This is a genomic window from candidate division WOR-3 bacterium (assembly GCA_016867815.1).
Classification (GTDB): domain Bacteria; phylum Hydrothermota; class Tepidihabitantia; order Tepidihabitantales; family Tepidihabitantaceae; genus UBA2258.
In genome coordinates this window covers 1-17,583 of sequence record VGIR01000063.1, presented here as the reverse complement: position 1 = coordinate 17,583, position 17,583 = coordinate 1, and the positions used below count along the sequence as shown (strand labels likewise).

Here is a 17,583-nt window from a genome sequence, read left to right as displayed (position 1 = left end):
CTTCCGGCTGATGCCAAAACGCCGGCACGCCTCGCTCACGTTGACGTCAGCCTCGCGCGCGATCATCACGAACTCAGCTCGAGCATGTTGCAGCCCGCGAGCCATCCAAGACATATGAACACCTCCATGTGTTACCTATGTCCTGATAATAACCTGTTACCTATCTCCTGAGCCCGCACCCCTGCGGCCACCTACTCCCACTCGATTGTCGCCGGGGGTTTGGAACTGATGTCGTAGACGACGCGGTTGATGCCGCGTATCTCGTTGATGATGCGGTTCGAAACCCGCGCGAGGAAGTCGTTCGGCAACCGCGCCCAGTCTGCGGTCATCGCGTCGGTAGACGTGACCGCGCGCAGCGTCACAACGTTCTCGTATGTCCGCTCATCCCCCATCACGCCAACCGAACGCACCGGAAGCAGCACGGTCAGGGCTTGCCAGACCTTGTCGTACAAGCCTGCCCTGTGCAACTCGCTGATGAAAACGTCATCTGCTTCACGCACCAGCCGCGCACGCTCGGCCGTTACCGGACCGAGGATTCGCACTGCCAAACCCGGACCGGGAAACGGGTGCCGGCCGAGGAGCGTCGCCGGCAATCTGAGCGCGCGCCCCAACTCGCGCACCTCGTCTTTGAACAGCTCGCGCAGCGGTTCAATCAGCTCGAGCTTCATGTTCTTGGGCAGACCGCCGACGTTGTGGTGCGTCTTGATGGTCGCGGACGGTCCGCCGAACGCAGAACGCGACTCAATCAGGTCGGGGTAGAGCGTGCCCTGCGCCAGAAACCGCAGCGGCCCGTGAGTTCGCGCCACTTCCTCAAACACGCGGATGAACTCGTGTCCGATGATCCGTCGCTTCTTCTCCGGACTGGATACGCCTGCCAGCCTGGTCAGGAATCTCTCGCCCGCATCAACCATATTGAGATTCAGCCGTGCCCCGAGTGCTCGGCGCACCAGCTCCGGCTCATTCTTGCGGAACAGCCCGTTGTCAACGAAGACCGCGACCAGGTTGGGCCCCACCGCCCGCGCCAGCAGGGCGGCCATGACGGACGAATCGACGCCGCCCGAGACGGCACAGAGCACTTTCTCTTTCCCGACCAGTTTCCGCACCTCTCGCGTCTTTTCACGGATGAAGGCCCCCATGGTCCAACCCGCCTGGCAGCCGGCGATCCGGAACAGGAAGTTAGCCAGTATCTGCCGTCCCTGCAGCGTATGCTCGACTTCGGGATGGAACTGCACGCCGTAGATCCGATGCGCCTCGTCTCCGAAGGCCGCGCAGGCGATGCTCGATGTTCTGCCGATCGTGATGAAACCCGGCGGCAGCGCGGTCACGCTGTCACCGTGGCTCATCCAGGCCTGCGTCCGGTCTGGAAGACCCGAAAGCAACCGGCTGGGACGAGTCGGAATCAGTTGCGCGTGGCCGTACTCACGTGTGTGCCCGCCCGCGACCTTCCCCCCGAGTATCTGCGCGGTCACCTGCATTCCGTAGCAGATGCCCAGCACGGGGAGACCGAGGTTGAAGATAGCCGGATCCGGCTGCGGAGCTCCGTCCTGTCGCACGCTTGCCGGGCCGCCGGAGAGGATCAGCGCTTTGGCGCCTCGGTCGAGCACCTGCTCGGCCTTGATGTCGTGCGGCACTATCTCGCTGTATACCTTCAACTCGCGCACGCGCCGCGCGATCAGCTGGTTGTACTGCGACCCGAAGTCGAGGACGAGAACGCGGTCCATCAGCGCGAGACCCCGAAGGCCGGGGTTCGAATCTCAAGCGAGACCACTCCGGAGTTCCGGCCGGAATTCACTCTTCGTGCTCTGGAATCGATCATTCTCTGCCGAGCGTGTCCGGCGCCAGCGCCCCGCAGACCCCGCGGGCCTCGCCGTACAGAATCAGACACTGGCGGTACGCTTCGTTCGGTGCATCGCCACCCCGGGCTACGCGCCACTTGGCGATGGCGCGCCGCAAATCGGCTATCTGCGCCTCAAATCGGGCCAGGCGGGCTTTGACCTCTCGCCGCTCGGCCGTGCCGACCGCCACCATGCGCTTCTTGAGGTTGTCAACCTGGGTCTCGAGTTCGGCCACTCGCTGCTCATAGACCGCCACCGATTCGGCCCCGACCTCGAATGGCACCGACGCCGATTTCGCCGTCGCCTTCGGCCCCGCCGCGAGACTCCACACCAAGTACCCCGCGAGCCCGAGACAGACAACCAGCACAACCCAGAACCAAGTCTTCATTGCTGCTCCTTTGCGAGAACCATGTTCACGAGTCGGTCCTTCACGTAGATTACCTTGACCACCTGCCGTCCGGCCAGGAAGGCGGCGATGCCCGGACTCGCCAGGGCCGCCTCCTTCACCTCGGATTCCGTCGCCGTGCGCAGGACCGATACTCGGTCACGCACCTTGCCGTCGACCTGCACCGGAATAACCATCTCGTCGAATACGAGGAACTTCGCGTCCGCCTCAGGGAAGCGCTCGCCGAACAAGGAACCGGCATCCGGCCGCGACCGGTGCCAGAGTTCCTCGGCCAGGTGCGGCGTGAACGGCGCGAGCAGGTGGATGAGCTGACCGAGCGCGAAGCCGTACACCGCCGACTCCCGGTCCGTGAAAGCGGACAGATCATTCAGGAACTCCATCTGTGCCGCAATTGCCGTGTTGAACTGGAACCCCTCGCAGTCAGCGATGGTCTTGGCGATGGTCTGGTTCAAGCGAGTGTACAGCTTCAGCTCGTTGCCGGTCAGCCTGCCCGTATCCGGACGCTCGAATCGCACCCGCTCGGCATTGCCCTCGTACAGCCGCCAAAGCCGATTCACGAAGCGGGTCACGCCGGTCACCAGGTCTTCCGTCCAGTCCATCCCCTTCTCCGGCGGCGCCGCGAACAACACTGCCAGCCGTCCGACATCCGCCCCGTGCTCCGGCACGAACTCGCCGACCCAGACCCCCACGCGCTTGGACGACGACATCGTCACCCCGTCCAGACTGACCATCCCCTGTGTATGAAGCGTCAGGCATGGCTCCGCCACCGCGAGCATCCCCATGTCGTGCAGCGCTCGGGTGAAGAACCGGAAGAATATCAGGTGGCCGGTGGCGTGCTCTATGCCGCCGATGTACTCATCAATCGGCAGCCACTTGTCCGCCTCGTTCTTGCCGAACGGCAACTGGCCGTTGTGAGCATCCGTGTACCGCAGGTGATACCAGGAAGAATCGACGAACGTGTCCATCGTGTCCGGGTCGCGCCGCGCCGGCCCGCCGCACTTCGGGCAGGTCGTGTTGATGAAAGACTCGACGCCCTCCAGCACCGACTTGCCCTTGGGTTTGTAGTCCTTGATGTCCTCCGGCAGGAGCACGGGCAGCTGTTCGACGGGCACCGGCACCACGCCGCAATCCTGGCAGTGAAGCATGGGAATCGGCGTGCCCCAGTACCGCTGGCGTGAGACCAGCCAGTCCTTGAGCCGGAAGTTGACAACGCGCCGTCCCGTGCCCGCTCGCTCGAGGTAGTCGGAGACCTTCACCATCCCCACATCCGAACGCGTCCCGTCAAACTGCCCGGAGTTGACCATCACACCAACATCCGTGTAGGCCTCTGTCAGCTCATTCGGACTTCGAACTCCGGACTTCGGACTCTCGATAACGACCTTGATGGGGATCTTGTACTTCCGGGCGAACTCGAAATCGCGCTGGTCGTGCCCCGGGACGGCCATGACCATCCCGGTGCCGTAGGATGCCAGGACGAAATCCGCCAGGTAGATCGGCACCTGATCGCCGGTCAGCGGATTGACTGCGTACTTGCCGGTGAAAACGCCTTCCTTGTCCCCGGTGGCGGCCAGACGCTCGATTTCCGGCCTCACATTGATACGCTTGCGGAACTCCTCGACTTCCTTCTCATGCGTCGTTCCCCTGGCAATCGTCTCTGCCAATACCGAGTCCGGGGCCAGCGCCATGAACGTGACGCCATGGAGCGTATCCGGCCGGGTCGTGAAAACCGGCACCTTCTCTCCGGTCTCGGCCAGCGAGAAATCGACCTCGACGCCGTCGGACCGTCCTATCCAGTGCCGCTGCATCGTCTTTACGTTCTCGGGCCAGCGATCGAGTTTGTCGATGCCGTCGAGCAGTTCCTGGGCGTACTGGGAGATCTTCAGGAACCACTGCGTCAGCTTGCGCTTGTCAACGGTCGCCTTGCACCGGTAGCAGACACCTTCCTTGACCTGCTCGTTGGCCAGAACGGTCTGGCAGTTGGGACACCAGTTCACCGACGCTTCCTTGCGGTAGGCGAGCCCGCGCTCGTACAGCTTGATGAACAACCACTGGTTCCAGCGGTAGTATTCGGGCAGGCAGGTCGTTACCTCGCGGTCCCAGTCGTAGCCGATACCCAGCAGTTTCAGGCTCTGCCGGGCAGTCTTGATCGACTCGAACGTCCAATAGCTCGGATGATTTCCGTGGGCTATGGCCGCGTTCTCGGCCGGCAGCCCGAATGCATCCCAGCCGAACGGATGTAGTACATCATAGCCCTGCATCTTCCGGAACCGGCAGAGCACATCGCCGATGACGTAGTTCCGACAATGGCCCATGTGGACGTCGCCGGACGGATAGAAGAACATGACGAGAACGTAGAACTTGCGCTTCGGGTCCGGCTCGGTGTGGAACGTTCCCTGTTCTTGCCAGAACTCCTGCCAGCGCTTCTCAATCTCCCTTGCCGGGTAGGCGACTCTCGTCCTCTCACCGTCCGTCCTCTTCTCACTCCTCATTCCCGACTCGTCATTCGACATGGTCAGATGGCTCCTGCAGCATCGAACTTCGGCTCATTGGTCGGCACTCAAGACTCCCTTCAGGGATGGGCGGGCCCGGTCACGACGCACCTTGCGCCTCAGGCAGAATTCAGGCGCCCTCGTGTCGATGAAGACCGGGCAGTAACTCTCTTTCGCCGGGCACGCGGCGCAGACTGTAAACGTCTCCAGAAGCGCAAACGGCTCCGGGTGTCCACTGATGATGTCCCGGTTGATCTCGTAGAGCTGAAGCAGGCATAACCGAGCGCGCTTGGTGTCGTCCGAGTAGGAAACCCGCCGCAGAAACGCACCCGACAGCCAGGCGACGGTCTTTATCGGCTCCTCGCCCCAGTTGCGCAGCCGCTCCAGCACTGCCAACCCGCCGGCGCCGTCGCCGCGTGTCACCCGGCCGACGTACTCGTTCAGTTCGAATTCGCGCGACTGGCCCGCCAGTCTCCGCACTTCTTCCTCCGTAATGGTAGCGCCCGGCTCAACCACCGTGGCCAGCTTCTCCAGTTCGCCTAGAAGCAGTGTCGTCTCCTCCCCAGACACATCCAGCAGCAACTGCACGGCTGCTGGTTCCAGCGACATGCCCAGTTCCTTTGACCGGCGATGAATCAGGGCAGAAAGTTCGGCCGCGGCCGGCTGCCTGAGGTCGACGACGTACATGGCGAGGCCGGCACGGTCCAGCGCATTCTTCACTGGCTCGCTGTAGTCACAGGTGACCGCTACCGCGCAGGCTTCCGGCAGCGCTGCCAGTCCGGTCAGTAGTTCGCCCAACTGGCCGCCCTTGGCCGACTCCTCCTCATCCTCGCCCTTCTTCTTCCGGCCCTTGGAGAGCCGGTCGATCCCGCGCGCCACAACCAACCTCCGCTTCGATGCTACTGGCGGCTGCCGGATGTGCTGGAGCAGGATCGGCACCTCCAACTCGTCGGCGTGAACCGACTCGAAGTCGAATGCCTCCATCCCGGGCTGGACCAGCGCCTCTTTCAGCGCCCGCAGCAACTCGTCCGCCGCGGCCGAATCCGCCCCGAACAGGACGTACACAGGCACGAACTTCCCGCGTTTGATGTCCGCGAGAACCTGTGCTGGTTTGCGGGGAGAAACGCCAGTGTGCCCGGCCATCGGGTATCTTATTCGCTCCTGTTCGCCTGTCAAATCCGCCGACAACTCGCAAGTCGCGACGCGGTCGCAGGAACGTCTTGACAGCTGGTGCGAACCGGTGTATAACAGAACCAGGTTAGCTGTCATGCGGTCCCAGACAGGAGGCAAAGTGAAGAGACTGTTGCTGCTCGCGCTGCTTGTGCCGGCGTTGGCGCTGGCAATCGGTGATATCAAGTGGTTCGACCTGAACCACTGGAAGGCGCCGTTCACCAACGACGGCCGCTGGGGAATCATCAACAACGCCGCGGCTGGGACGTGGCCGCAACCCTTGAGCAACTACTACGTCTTCGGCGCGGGAATCTGGGTCGGCGCAGTCATGGACTCGGTCTCCCCCGAAACACTCACCACCGTGCTCTACAATCCCAATTCCGGCGGAACCGAGGGCTATCCGACGCTCTGCCAGAACTGGCGTGGGGGCAACGGAGATTCCCTCGACCGCATCTATGTGTACCCGGGCGATTGGCCGCCGCCGCTGAGCCGGTTCCCGATGGCGCCACAGGACCCGCGTTCGGACCGGGACATGTGGTGCTGCTTCTGCGACTCGAACCCTGCCGTTCACACTTCACCGGGCCGGCCCATCGGCATTGATGTCTACCTCACCGCCTTCGGGTTCGACGATTCGCTGGCCGAGGACTTCTTCTTCCTCAAGTACGAGTTGCGCAACTGCTCGGGCGACTCGATTCACGACGCGTGCTTCGGCCCGGTGCTGGACGCCGACATCGGCGATGCGACCGACGACATGGTCGGACTGATACTCGATCACACCTACGTAGTTGGACAGGAAACCATCAGAGTACAGAACACCGGTTTCGCGTATGACTACAACAACTACGAGGCGAGCGGCTCGACGTGGGAGTCGGGAACGCCCGGTGCGGTCGCCGTGATGCAGCTCGAATCTCCGGAATCACTCGGCCTGACCGCGTTCAAGATCTTCACGCTCAATGTCGAACCGACGAACGACTCCGCTCAGTACCTGACCCTGGCCGGCTACAACTACCAGACCGGGGCCTACGAACCCTACGACTCGCTCGACGCGACGCCCGGCGACAAACGGATGCTGCTCGCAACCGGGCCCTTTGACATCGCCCCTGACTCGGTCCTGACGTTCTCGTATGCGGTCATCGGCTCACCGTTCGGAGACTCAGGCCAAGTTCCCTCAGAACGCGACACGTCGGAACTGGCCCTGCGCTGCAAATGGGCAAGCGAGTACTACAATCAAGTCACCGCCGTCTCGGAGAGAACGCCAAACGCCGAGCGCCGAGCGCCAAACTCCGGACCGACCATCGTCCGCGGCGTCCTCAATCTGCAATCTGCAACCTACAATCTGCAATCTGAAATCGCCCTGCTGGATATCTCCGGCCGCAAAGTCCTCGGCCTCAAGCCCGGCGCAAATGACATCAACGCCCTCAGCCCGGGTGTGTACTTCGTCCGCGAGACCCAACTGCAAACTCAAACACAAGCTGTCCGGAAGGTGGTCGTGACGAGGTAGGGCAGAACCGATCAGAACCTTGTGAGTCAGGCATTGCACGGCTCAACACCGCAGAAGGAGACGACATGTCACGAATAGCAGTGATCTGTACGGCGCTTGCGTGCGCCCTGTCGAACCTGCCGGCTGCCGGCGAGACAGGGGCATTCAGAGGAACAAACCACCGCTCCGGCAAACACTACACCGGCCACAGCCGGACCGCCGATCTCCGGTCGGCTCACCGCCAGGCACCGGCGTGGCCGCCACAGAAACCAAGTCGGCAACGTTCAGTCACTCGCACCAGGGACGTCGGACATGCCGGGCGTTTCGGCGATGCCTTCCTGGTCGATACCGGCATCACTCCTGTTCCCGCGGCCGGCTCGCAGTACTCGTGTGGCGCGGCGTCGAACGGCAGCGGCTGGCGCGTGCTGTGGTCGGACGAGAGCGACTACTCCGCTCGCACCAGCGGCGTAGCCTCGGACGGGACTCTGCTCGATACCAGTGGAATCCTCTTCACTGACCGGGGGTACTCGTCGTCGGGAGTGAGCCGGGCTCTCACCGGTCTGGGATCGGACTTCTTCGCGGTATGGACTCCTGACGACAACGGCATCTGGGGAGCAAGACTGGACTCCACCGGGGTACTGGTCGACTCGTTCCTCGTCTATGAAAGCTCAGACTTACAGACCGCTCCGGCAGTCGCATTCGACGGTGACTCCACCTGTCTGGTGGTCTGGACCGAGAACCCCTACGGGTACAGCGACGTGTATGCCAGGCGAGTGACTACCGACGGGCAGGTGCTGGACACGCTGCCGATCCCCGTTGCCCCGGACCCCGCGTGGGCCGAAGGGATGCCGACGGTGGCGTTTGGACAAGGAGTCTACCTGGTTGCGTGGCAGGCGATCGACAGCACGTACACCTCTGCCGTCGCCAAGGCCACGAGAGTATCGACGGGCGGCGTGGTTCTGGACACGGCCATCTTCCTGCGCCACAACCCGGCGATGATGCAGGCAATCCCGGCTGTCGCATTCGGCGATACGTGCTTCCTGGCCGCGTGGTCCGAGGGGCTGGATCAGCCCGACTTGTTCGCGGCGCGGGTATCGACGTCGGGCAATCTGATTGACAGCTCGGGGGTGCAGTTGAGCAGCAGCCCGGACTATGACATGTTTTCGTCCGTCGGCTTCGACGGGAGCCAGTACCTGGTCATGTGGTGTGAACTCGACCCTTCGTGGGAGACCGGCTCGCTGTGCGGACGCCGGATAACCGTTGACGGCGTGCCGCTCGACTCCGGTCTGATTCGGCCTGACCTTGCCGGCTACCTCCCCTCGTTCCCGAGCGTGGCGTCGGACACGGCGAACTTCCTGGTTGCCTTCAGCGCCTACGAAACCAACTACTACGAGGACAATGTGTTCTGCACGCGCATCAGTCCGGAAGGCGCAGTGCTGTATCCCTTCACTTCCTTCCCCATCGGCGTCGACGCCCAATACCGCCCGAGCGGTTCGTCTGACGGAACCGACTTCCTCAGCGCCTGGCTGGAGACACGCGGGCGGGGCGATGCGGTACAGGCCGCGCGGATCAGCGCCAACGGGACCGTGCTGGACCCGGTCGGACTGACTGTCAGCTCGACGCCGGCGAGCAAGGCCGACCTCGCGACCGGGTACGGCGATTCGCTCTACCTCGTGGCGTGGGATCAAGCCAACGGCATCGATGGCTCGAGCATCTATTGCGCGAGGGTAAGCAGTGACGGCACCGTGCTCGACCCGGGCGGTATCGTCGTCTGCGACGAAGCTTCGTACCGGCAACTACCTGACATCGCCTTCGACGGCCAGAACTTCCTGGTCGTCTGGCAGGACATCCGCTCGCTGACGAACGACTGCATATACGCCGCGCGCGTCAGTCCGGCTGGAGTCGTGCTCGACCCGAATGGCTTTGCGGTGGCCGCTGCCGACACCTTCTACGACCTGGAACCGGCGGTCTGCTTTGCCGGCACCAACTACCTGGTCTTCTGGTCGGGGATCGGTCTCTACGCGCGCGAGAGCGACATCTTTGGAGCGCGTGTCACCACGGCAGGTACGGTATCCGGGCCCAGGTTCCTGGTCAGCGGCAATACCGGTGACCAGAGAAGGCCGGCGGCAGCCTGCGGAGCGACCGGCGCGCTTGTGACCTGGGAAGATACGCGCCAGTCGACGTACGACGTCTTCGCCGCCAGGGTCCGTGCTGACGGGACCGTGCTTGACCCGAATGGAATCATCGTTGGCGCTACCACCTACGATGAGCAGTTGCCGCGCGTCACGTCCGATGCGGCCGGGTTCAGGGTGCTCTGGAGCCGCTGGGAATACTCTGATTCGACCATCTTCTCTACGGGTAGGGTCGACTCATCCGGGAACGTGAGTCACGTCAGCGACTGGTTCGGAGTACCCGGTAACGACCCGGGCAACGGATACGACGCGGTGTACGGAGGCGGCCCGGACCTGCTCCTGCTCTACAGTTGCTGGACCGACTCGGCGCTGGGCCGCTACTACGGCGCCAACCGCCTCTGGGGGAAGCTGGGAGCGGTTCCCGGCATCGAAGAAACGCCGAACGCCAAACTCCGAACGACGAACGCAGCAACCCTCGTCCGCGGCGTCCTCAATCTGCCCTCCTCACTCCTCTCTCCTCCCTCCTCCCTGTTCTCCCTCGATGGCCGCAGAGTCCTCGGCCTCAAACCCGGCGCAAACGACGTCAGCGCCCTGAGCCCCGGCGTGTACTTCGTGCGTTCGGCGTCTAGCATGGTGCGTGATGCGTCGAGCGTCGCAACCAAAATCGTCATCACGCGGTAGGGAGGATCCGTAAGATCAAAGTCAGTGCCGCTCGCCGTGTGCTGGCTGATGCTCACGGCTTGCTTCGGACAATGGTCTGACCCGGTGCCGCTCCTGGGCGGCAGTTCCTCTACTGCCGGTCAGGCGCTAAGCGCCGGTGCCGGTGACACCATCTGGACGACTGTTGTGTCGACCGCGCCGCCGCGCGTGCTGGCCTGCTGGACGACCGGAGACACCTGGTCGCTGCCCACTGAACTCGCTCTACCCGACTCAAACCCGGTCTTCCACGATCCGGGCATGGGTCGTGACGCCTCGGGAAGACTGTGGTCTGCCTGGTACAAGGACTCCGACAGCGCCGGCGTATGGACTGCCTTCAGGGACTCGGCCGGCTGGCACGCCCCGGTGAGAGCCTATTCGGGATCCCCGGTTGTGGGACCGATGTCCTTCGCCGGCGACGTCAAGGGTAACTGGTACCTGGGGTTCGCCACGCTGACGCCCTACTCCGATTTCAGCTACTCCTCAGCGGTGTACACCACCTGGAACGGCGATTCCTGGCGTGCTCCGCGCTACATCGCTCGGGGAATGGGAAGCCCGATCGAGACGAACTTCCATGCACCGACGCTCGTTGCCCGACCGGACTCCGGACTGTGGGCCGCCTATGACATGTCCGCCTTCGGCGACTCGTTCGCCATGTTGAGCGTAGTGCAGCACGACACCTCGCGCCGCTGTTGTTCCTGGGACGGCTCGGCCCCGGCTGTAACCGCTGACTCGGCCGGGCGGCTGTGGCTTCTCTACTCGCAGATGGGCGGGTTCTGGCTGCAGTCTGCGCTTGTAGTGGACACCGTAGAGGTCGACACCCGGCTCGTTACTGACTACGCTTCCGGCCGAGGCCTTGCCGCGACCGATCTTGAAGGAATCGTTTGGTCGGCATGGAAGATACGCACCCTCAACTACGTTGGGGTGAACTACACCACCGGAGGCAACTGGTCTCAACCGGAACAGGTATCCACCATGAACGGTGCTCCATGCGGTATCGCGTCAGACGTAAATGGCCGAGTCTACGTCCTCTTTCGCGCCCCATCCGGGCAGCTCTACAGCGTGTACCGCACCTCAAGACCCGGAGTTCAGGAACAGCCACACCGAACCGCTGACGGTTCTCGTCTCCCCGCCATCGTCCGCAACATCCTCTTCCTGCCTTCCTCTCTCCTCTCACCTCCCTCCTCCCTCTTCTCCCTTGATGGCCGCAAGGTGATGGACCTACGGCCCGGCGCGAACGACGTCAGCCGCCTTAGTCCCGGCGTCTACTTTGTGCGTTCGGCGTCAGGCGTGGTGCGTGATGCGTCGGGCGTCGTCACGAGGGTCATCATCGCGCGCTAGGCCGCATTTCGTCTGGCAGCCAATCTCTCGGCCGGGGCACAAAAGCTCCGGCCGAGCCACTTGTTGACCAAACCGCAAACCCAACAGAGAACTCGACTTACCAAGCGACTCGTAAAGTCATCAGACAAGTCAAACGACAAGTAACTGCAAGAATCACTCAGGAACTAGCCGTACAACTGACACGAAGGATCACTCAACAGTTGACTATGCAAATGACTCTATATACCACCCGATACCTGACTAGACAAGTCACTACACATTTTACTCGCCAAGTCACCAAACAGGTCACCCGTGAAGTCACTCTAAATATAGCCTGGAATATCATTAGTCACGTCACTCAATAGGTCACTGGGGGAGTCACCCCCCCAGTCCAAATACAAGCCAGTAGTGGAATGTCATATCATCTATAATATCGGTGCTTTATCTATCGGTCTTGCCACACTTGACTCGTCAGTATGGCCAATGTACAATGCAGAGAGGATTGAACCAGAACTAGTGGAGGTAAGACATGACTGACCCGAAGAAGAGGGCCGACCGCTGGAAGGCGAAATACAACCTGAAGCGCGTAAACGAAACGCTCACCGACCTGCGTGAAGACATGGCTGCGCGCTACGAAGCAGCCATGAATCAGGTCTACGCCATGGAGATGAAGGTCAAAGAGGTCATCAACGCCGCCGGCGTCTCGACTTCGCTATACGTCTCCTACTTGAACTTCGGCCGGCAGCTCTACAAGCTAAGCCGGCAGCAGCTCATCTCGGGCGAGACCCTGGCGATGGCCGCGCAGGTGCTGCTGGACAAGTGGACCGCCCGCGGCTGCGACCCCGCGGTCCTCGCCCGGATCCGCAAAGACGTCTTCACCATCGAAGCGCCGAAGCCGTAGCTTCGTCCCTTTTCTGCCGCAAGCTCAAGGGGCGGGCTCACGCCCGCCCCCTTCGAATTCCGACGACTCCCTACTCTCGACTCTCCATTCTTCCGCGCTAGCGCGCCACGTCCGCCTTCTTCACGGACCGGAACCCCGGCGTGTCGGTACGGGAGAAGTGCTATCCGCCGCTTTTGTCGCAGTCCGAACTCGAGGGTCTGTCCGACAGGACCGTCGGCTCGCTCGTTGCCGGCTCGGCGACGCGAGTCACATCGTAGGTAGAGACAGACTGTCTGGTCCGCTTCTTCAGACGTTCCCAGCGCGGATTCCCCTCCAGCAGCGCGACGGTCTTGCGGCTGCGCTCCTCCCAGGTGAGCCCTTCATCTTCCTTGTCAATCTCGGTTCTCCTGCGGCGCATCCATGCGACGGCGTCAAACGTCTTCTTCATACCCCAGCACCTCCTTGGGCGTGCGGATCTCCAACGGACCGTAGCCCAGCTCCAGATTCACACCGTTGAACAACCTGATCCTGCCCAGGTTCACGATGTGCCGGAAATTCCAGCTCACCAGGACGTCTGCCTGGCCGATGGTGGCCAGTGCTATATGCAGCGCATCTGCGTGCGAGCCCGGGCCAAGTATCCCGTGTCGCAGGTACTCAGCCGCCAACTCCGAGGCCTCCTCGGAATCGTTCAACAGCAGTTGACAGGTATCGGGCACTTCGTCGAGATGCGCAGGAACTGCCTCCGGCGCACCTGCCAATTCGCGCAAGGTGTGAGCCGAAAGCACGAGCGTGTAGCGACCATCAACGAAACGTCGCCACAACGCCAGGCTGTCTGCCTTGAACTCAGCGTCCTCGCAGCCGCCGACGACCGAAGCGTCCACGTAGACGAGCAGTCTCCTGAACCGCATGGCTCTATTATAGCGTCGGACTCGGCAAGCGCAAACCACCTCGGTCGTCAACCCGCCTTCCGGAACGCCGACTGCGGCTCGGCCGGCTCAGAAACATGGGGCGGGCTTGCACCCGCCCCACTCGAATTCCGACGACTCTCTACTCTCGCGCGCTAGCGCGCCACCACGACCTTGATGACGCTCGACGCTTGATGCTCCACGCTTGACGCCTGACGCATGAAGTAGACGCCCGGGGCCAACGCCCGCACATCATTCGCGCCCGGCTTCAGGTTGAGCACCTTGCGGCCGGATACGTCCAGCAGGCTTGTGGCTTGAGGCTCGCGGCTTGCAGCTTCGGACAGGAACAGCACTCCGCGCACGATTGTTGGCCTCATCTTGTTAGGGACACTTCTCTATCTTCCCTTGCGGGGTCTGCCCCACTTCTGGACGCCCAGCACTCGGTCGAGTCTCGATTCCAGCGTTGAGTGGACAGCCCGCGGCTGCGACCCCGCGGTCCTCGCCCGGATCCGCAAAGACGTCTTCACTATCGAAGCGCCGAAGCCGTAGCTGGAGCGGCGTGAACGCCGCTGCTTGACACTCGCCTCCTGCGACTGTATAACAGTCACCGTGTTTGGCCGAGTTGGCGGTCAGATGGAGGCGCGATGATGGCTGACAAGAGTCGGCAGGAGAATGTCCTTCGACTGCTACAGGGGCTGCGTGGTATAGAGCCGCTGAAGGAACTGGTCTGGCGTGAACTCGGATACACGCGCAAGATGGAAGGGTTGTCGCGTCGGGAGCTGTCGGAATCGGCGCGGGCGGCGCTGGCTGATGACCCGGTGCTCTTCGCCACCGCTGGCGCAGAAGACAAGTTCCAAGTCATCTACTCCAAGCTCAGTTCCGACCAACTTCGCCTCGGCGACGAACGGCCGGTGGTCTCCAGCCTGCTCAAGAACCACCCTTACTCGCTCTTCGTCTTCTCCAACAAAGGCCAAGACCGCTGGCACTTCCTCAACGTCAAGTACGACGACTCCGCCGACCGCCGCCGCCTCTTCCGCCGCATCAGCGTTGGTCCTGCCGAGCAGCTCCGCACTGCGTCAGAGCGAATCTCCATGCTCGCTCCCGAGACAATCAGCCCGGACCTTTTTGGCTTGTCACCGCTTGCCGTCCAGAATCGGCACGATGAGGCGTTTGACGTCGAGAAGGTCACGGATGAGTTCTTCTCTGAGTACAAGCGCGTGTTTGAGTATGTAGAGGGCGAGGTAAAGGGCATCAAGGGCTCAGACCGCCAGCGGCTCTTCACACAGAAGCTGTTCAACCGGCTCATGTTCGTCGTCTTCGTGCAGAAGAAAGGCTGGCTGAGATTCAACAAGTCCGAAGACTACCTCAGCGCGCTCTGGCGCGACTACGCCGCGCATCGCGGTCCAACGGGTAGCTTCTACGGCAGCAGGCTGCGGCTGCTCTTTTTCCAGGCGCTGAACGACCCGCGGGAACTGAATGTCGGCGGCGCCAACCGAGACAGAGCAGATGGAAGCTTACTCCAGATGCTGATAGGCGATGTGCCCTACCTCAACGGCGGCCTGTTTGAAGAGGATGACGATGACCGAGATGAGAGAATCACCGTTCCGGACGACTGCTTCCCGCCGATACTCAAGGACCTGTTCGGTAGCTTCAACTTCACGGTAACGGAAAGCACGCCGCTGGACATCGAAGTGGCGGTAGACCCCGAGATGCTGGGGCGGGTGTTCGAGGAACTCGTGACGGGACGGCATGAGACCGGTAGCTACTACACGCCCAGACCCGTCGTGGCCTTCATGTGTCGAGAGGCACTCAAGGGGTACCTTGGCTCGGCACTCCCACTAGAACGTGGTGAGGCAGTCGCGCGATTCGTAGAAGGGCACGACCCGGCTGGTCTCCACGATTCGGAGGCGGTGCTCGGCGCGCTCAGACGTATGACGGCCGTGGACCCGGCCTGCGGTTCAGGTGCGTATCTTCTCGGAATGCTGCACGAACTCTTTGCGCTGCGCCAATGCCTGTTTCAGGCTAAGAACTTGGATCCGAAGACCGCATACGATCGCAAGCTTGAGATAATCCAGCACAATCTGTACGGCGTTGACCTAGACCCGTTTGCCGTGAACATCGCCCGGCTGCGCCTCTGGCTGTCGCTGGCCGTGGACCACGAGGGCGTCAAACCAGAACCCCTGCCGAACCTAGACTTCAAGATTGAGCAGGGAGACAGCCTTGGCGCAAAGAACCCTGAAATCGTGGGGCAGATGGTTGTTCAGGACAAATTGGTGACAGATTACCTGAAGGCCAAAGAAGACTTCCTTATGGCCCACGGACAGCAGAAGCTGACGCTGCGTCAAGAGGTGCTGGCTCTCAAGGAACAGGTAGCTCTCTGGACTCGCTCAAAGCGCACTCCTCGTGGATTCGACTGGCCCGTCGAGTTTGCAGAAGTCTTCAGAGAGAAGGGCTTCGATGTCGTACTCGCGAACCCGCCCTATGTCAACATGGTTCAGATGGAGGACGTGTCTGAAGCATACCGCAGCGCCCTGAGAGGGATGTATGACTCTGCGAGCGGTGGCTTTGATCTTTTCGTCCCTTTCATGGAACGAGGAGTCCAACTTCTGCGTCCGGGCGGGCAGTTCGCGTACATCACGCCGAACAAGTACCTCAGCGCAGAATACGCCGAAGCACTACGCAAGTTCTTGGGCCGGTCGTTTCGGCTATCCGGACTATGTGATCTTACGAATGTTCCGGTATTCACCGCGTCGGTCTACCCGTACATCACGCTAGGAAGCAAGAACGCACCTAGCGTCGCTGCGGAGGACGTCGCCATCTACAGAGCGCGAGTAGATGGGACATCGATCATCAGCATGGAAATGGCGTACACGGCCCCGCTGAGCCTCACAAAGGTGACGGATTCAGAGCTGTGGGCACCGCTTGTCCACCCCGCCGTAGGAAGGCTGCTGCCCGCCTTGCGGTCGAGAAGGCATCTTGAGGACGAGGCCGTCATAACGGGGGCAGCTACGGTAGACGAGGCGTACAAGTGGGAGTCCGCGCTCCACGACCAGGCCGAGGGCCTGCTCGCCCGGAGTCCGACGAGATACGCCAAGTTTGTCGTCAGCGGCAACATCCGGAGGTACCACCACACATGGGGTCTTGATGGAGTCCGGTATCTGAAGCACACCTATAGCGAACCGGTGCTTGATCTACGACACAAAGCCATCACCGAGAAGCGCCGCCTTCAGATCAGGGCCAGCAAGGTGATAGTATCGGGTATGGCTAAGAGGCCGATCGCTGTGTTCGACGACGTCGGTATCGCTGCAGGTAAGTCCACCGTCATCCTTGTGCCAAAGCAAGAGCTAGGTGGAGAGTACCTGACTGCACTTCTCAACTCGGGTACAATGAAGGAGATCTACGAAGTGATGTTTGGAGCGCTCTCTCTTGCTGGAGGATACATGCGCTTCGGACCGCCTCAGATAAAGGCGCTGCCTTGTCCCGATGCCTGCCGTCGGGACCGCGAGCGCATCGCGAGCATCGTTCATCGGATCAGTTCTATTCGGTCAAGGCGGGCCGGATTGCGCGAAGAGTCGACATCGGGTGAGTTGGAGCGACTTGAGCGCGAGGTAGATGAACGGGTCAAGGCTCTATTCGGCTTGGGCTAACAGAGGACCAGTGAGTCCAGAACTAGAGGAGATTTAATGACCATCAAGGAAGCCGCAACTCGTGTCCTAGGCGAGAATCGCGCTCCGATGCGCACGCGCGTCATCTGGGCGGCCATTAGCCGAGCAGGCTACTACAAGGGCAGCGGCAGGACGCCATACAGAACGCTCACCGCAGTGCTCTACACCGACATCCGTAGGTACGGAAGCAAATCGACCTTCGTGAGACGCGGCTTCGGGCTGTATGGGCTGAGAGGCCAGAAGCACGATGACTAGTTGCGGCGTCCAGTCACAACGCTCCGCGGGCCGTCAACAGGAGGTCGCTTGAGGGCTGCATTTATCATCATGCGTATCGGTGAGCCAACCCTCGAAACGATGTGCAAGGAGGCGATCGTTCCAGCCCTGAAGGCGTGCGGATTCGACCCAAAACGCGTGGACAAGCATGAGCAGGGCGGTCCACTCAAGAGCGAGATCATCAAGTTCCTTGAGCAGTCGGACATACTAATCAGAGCATAAAATGTTTGACATGGGAGTCGGTTTGGTGTATACTGTGAGTAATGAGAGAAGACGATACTCGGCGTCTATCGCCGGCGGCTTTGGATGTGCTGCGTGTGCGGGTGATGAAA

The 17,583-nt window shown here is 61.7% G+C and carries 13 protein-coding genes; 6 read left to right on the top strand and 7 right to left on the bottom strand.

Translation table 11 applies throughout. From position 1 onward, the window contains the following. Positions 1–191 precede the first annotated feature (191 nt). The 4 genes from guaA to holA form a co-directional block, all read right to left on the bottom strand. Positions 192–1,721 (bottom strand): glutamine-hydrolyzing GMP synthase, encoded by a 1,530-nt coding sequence (guaA, locus tag FJY68_09950; protein ID MBM3332150.1) that lies wholly within the window; start codon positions 1,719–1,721, stop codon positions 192–194. A gap of 91 nt (positions 1,722–1,812) precedes the next feature. Next, on the bottom strand, positions 1,813–2,223 hold the full coding sequence (locus FJY68_09945) for a hypothetical protein (protein MBM3332149.1): 411 nt from the start codon (positions 2,221–2,223) through the stop codon (positions 1,813–1,815). Beyond that, positions 2,220–4,730 (bottom strand): leucine--tRNA ligase, encoded by a 2,511-nt coding sequence (locus FJY68_09940; protein ID MBM3332148.1) that lies wholly within the window; start codon positions 4,728–4,730, stop codon positions 2,220–2,222. The genes FJY68_09945 and FJY68_09940 overlap by 4 nt, the downstream gene beginning before the upstream one ends. Before the next feature lie 54 nt (positions 4,731–4,784). Further along, entirely contained in the window at positions 4,785–6,146 is a 1,362-nt protein-coding gene (holA, locus tag FJY68_09935; GenBank protein MBM3332147.1) for a DNA polymerase III subunit delta, read from the bottom strand. A gap of 1,320 nt (positions 6,147–7,466) precedes the next feature. On the opposite strand from holA, the gene FJY68_09930 reads away from it, so the two are divergent. From FJY68_09930 to FJY68_09920, 3 genes are all read left to right on the top strand, one after another. Then, on the top strand, positions 7,467–10,193 hold the full coding sequence (locus tag FJY68_09930; GenBank protein ID MBM3332146.1) for a hypothetical protein: 2,727 nt from the start codon (positions 7,467–7,469) through the stop codon (positions 10,191–10,193). A 48-nt stretch (positions 10,194–10,241) separates the two neighbouring features. Further along, positions 10,242–11,549, top strand: coding sequence for a hypothetical protein (locus FJY68_09925; GenBank protein ID MBM3332145.1), 1,308 nt, complete (start codon positions 10,242–10,244; stop codon positions 11,547–11,549). Positions 11,550–12,057: 508 nt separating this feature from the next. After that, on the top strand, positions 12,058–12,429 hold the full coding sequence (locus tag FJY68_09920; protein ID MBM3332144.1) for a hypothetical protein: 372 nt from the start codon (positions 12,058–12,060) through the stop codon (positions 12,427–12,429). 160 nt (positions 12,430–12,589) lie between these two features. On the opposite strand, the gene FJY68_09915 is transcribed toward FJY68_09920, so the two are convergent. The 3 genes from FJY68_09915 to FJY68_09905 all read right to left on the bottom strand — a co-directional run bounded on the left by FJY68_09915 (position 12,590) and on the right by FJY68_09905 (position 13,690). Further along, a complete protein-coding gene (locus FJY68_09915; protein ID MBM3332143.1) occupies positions 12,590–12,856 on the bottom strand; it encodes a hypothetical protein in 267 nt (88 codons plus the stop codon). Continuing rightward, positions 12,840–13,316 (bottom strand): type II toxin-antitoxin system VapC family toxin, encoded by a 477-nt coding sequence (locus tag FJY68_09910; GenBank protein MBM3332142.1) that lies wholly within the window; start codon positions 13,314–13,316, stop codon positions 12,840–12,842. The genes FJY68_09915 and FJY68_09910 overlap by 17 nt, the downstream gene beginning before the upstream one ends. 152 nt (positions 13,317–13,468) lie before the next feature. Beyond that, positions 13,469–13,690, bottom strand: coding sequence for a hypothetical protein (locus FJY68_09905; GenBank protein ID MBM3332141.1), 222 nt, complete (start codon positions 13,688–13,690; stop codon positions 13,469–13,471). 267 nt (positions 13,691–13,957) lie between these two features. Between FJY68_09905 and FJY68_09900 the strand changes: the two genes are divergently transcribed. Genes FJY68_09900 through FJY68_09890 form a run of 3 tightly spaced genes read left to right on the top strand, consistent with a single transcriptional unit; the run spans position 13,958 to position 17,473 of the window. Continuing rightward, positions 13,958–16,960 (top strand): class I SAM-dependent DNA methyltransferase, encoded by a 3,003-nt coding sequence (locus FJY68_09900; protein MBM3332140.1) that lies wholly within the window; start codon positions 13,958–13,960, stop codon positions 16,958–16,960. 36 nt (positions 16,961–16,996) lie between these two features. Continuing rightward, the gene (locus tag FJY68_09895) at positions 16,997–17,233 is read left to right on the top strand and encodes a hypothetical protein (protein ID MBM3332139.1); all 237 of its coding nucleotides are present in this window, start codon (positions 16,997–16,999) and stop codon (positions 17,231–17,233) included. Between the two features lie 48 nt (positions 17,234–17,281). After that, the gene (locus tag FJY68_09890; GenBank protein ID MBM3332138.1) at positions 17,282–17,473 is read left to right on the top strand and encodes a hypothetical protein; all 192 of its coding nucleotides are present in this window, start codon (positions 17,282–17,284) and stop codon (positions 17,471–17,473) included. Positions 17,474–17,583 lie beyond the last annotated feature (110 nt).